Annotated in this window: 1 protein-coding gene; it reads right to left on the bottom strand. The window is 58.4% G+C overall.

Going from position 1 to position 1,835, the window contains the following annotated elements:
* Positions 1 to 1,619, bottom strand: a 1,619-nt coding sequence (locus tag LI92_RS21095; protein WP_286135216.1) for a DUF262 domain-containing protein, incomplete at its 3' end; no start/stop codon positions are given.
* Between the last annotated feature and the right edge of the window lie 216 nt (positions 1,620 to 1,835).

Raw genomic sequence — 1,835 nt, 5'->3', positions numbered from 1 at the left:
CACACCCCGGTGGCCTGCAACACGAACTGAGAACGGATCAAACCAACCCGACTCAAGAACCGGGTGGACTCAAAATCGGGGACTCGCCATCCGCGTTCAATGATGTCCACCGCCTTGAACTCGTTGTATGCCTTGAATGCCAACCCGCTATCCTTGATGAATCGCGTGAAGCCGGGGTTCTTGTCGTAACTTTGGGCATTGAGGCTCGCGGCGAGGAGGTTCTCCTTGTAGTAGTGCGGGAGCTTCTTCTTGTAAGTGCCGTCGCTGTAGCTGGCATTGAACTGCTTGGGCAGCAGTAGAAGATCGCCGATCCGGTTGCGTTGACGAGCGAAATCGGCTTCATGGCTGAACTCGTCCTTATGACGTTCGGGGCGATCGGCCCAGATATGCTCGACCTCGTACTTCACCTTGCCGCCGTTGGTGAGCGCGATGTAGTTCGACGCCTGACCGGATTCGACGGTGATGTAGTCGGTGATCCGGGCGAGGATCCGATGAAGTTGCCCGCGGTTCTGCTGATGCACGTAGAGATCGTCGTTGCTGTCGAACGTCTCCTCAACCTTTTTCAAGTAGTCGCGCAGCGTCGTGGCGAGGTTGTCGGCATCGCAACCGCGAATATCCCGCATGACGTTGAACATGGCGTACTGCATTGTCGAGTAGGCCGTCGATCGGAAGTTCCAAATCCGCCAGGCAAGCAGAATGTCGGCGAACCTTCCGACAATCTCAAGCTTCTGGTCGATCACCGCCTGACCGTCCTCGACCCGCAGCGGCGCAAGGAGGAGCTGGTTCTGCAGGGTGAACCCGAAGTCGGCGTTGTAACGGATGAATCGCAATGGGCTATCGGGATCGAACTTCCCGGTCGCTGCTTCGAGGATGCGACCGTACTGGCGACTGTAGAAGTCGAAGTCTCGGATGACGAACCGGTAGAAATCTTCGCTCCCGTCGAGGCCGACCGCGGTGTGTTCGGCGCGTAGCCAGCGGTGGAACTCGGTACCGATCCGGTCCCAATCCTCAGGGCGGGCGCCCTTCTTCCGTTCCCGAATCTTCTTGGCGTATTGGCTGCGTAACCAGGTTTTGAGAAAATCTGACCCCGCGTCGTCTGCCTGCTCGTTGAGAATTCGCAGTCGCTTGCGCCACAGCTCGTTGGCTTTGGTCCGGGGTGTGCCATCGTCCATGTTGGCCAGCAGGTAGCCCTTGAGCATGTCGGCGGAGGTGAGCTTGAGGCCGCGATCGTTCATCGTCTCGAAGATTGCATAGGCGTCATCGTCGGTATAGGCAGTGATCTGGACGAGTTGGACACGGTCTTTGAGCCAGTCGATGAAGTACGGCAACGCCGTTGCCTTCAGCTCCTCGGGGAACCGCTCATCGAGTTCTGCGTACCTATCCGCAAGGGTTTGTACCGACTCCGGTGCATCGGCCGGTGGCTCGTACTCGCCGGATTCGAACAGGGCCGCCATGCAGTCGTTGCGGTCGGGAACGTCGAGGTTGAACGACTTCTCCCCGAATTTCACCGACAAGATCAGCTCGTCGATGTCCACGACGTCTGCCCGGTCGAGTTGCAGTTGTCGCAGGTAGGCCAGAAACAATGTGAGGCTGGTGAGGCGTTGCTGCCCATCGACAATGAAGGGCTGGCTACCTTTCTGGGAGATGATGATCGACCCGAGGTAGTAGCCGGGATACTTGGCGACGTCCTTGCGGGCGTGGCTGGGTTCGTATATCTCAAGGAACCTGGTGGTCAGATCCGTGACGGGGTCTGCTGCACGATCAGGTGACAGTTTCGGTCACGCGGCCTGACTGGCCGGTGTGGTCATGATGGCTTCGAACTCGATCGGGGTCAA

Source organism: Mycobacterium sp. UM_Kg1, assembly GCF_000972925.1.
In the GTDB taxonomy this organism is placed as follows: Bacteria; Actinomycetota; Actinomycetes; order Mycobacteriales; family Mycobacteriaceae; genus Mycobacterium; species Mycobacterium hiberniae.
The sequence above is the reverse complement of the archived record's forward strand: the minus strand, read 5'-3'. Positions and strand labels throughout refer to the sequence as shown.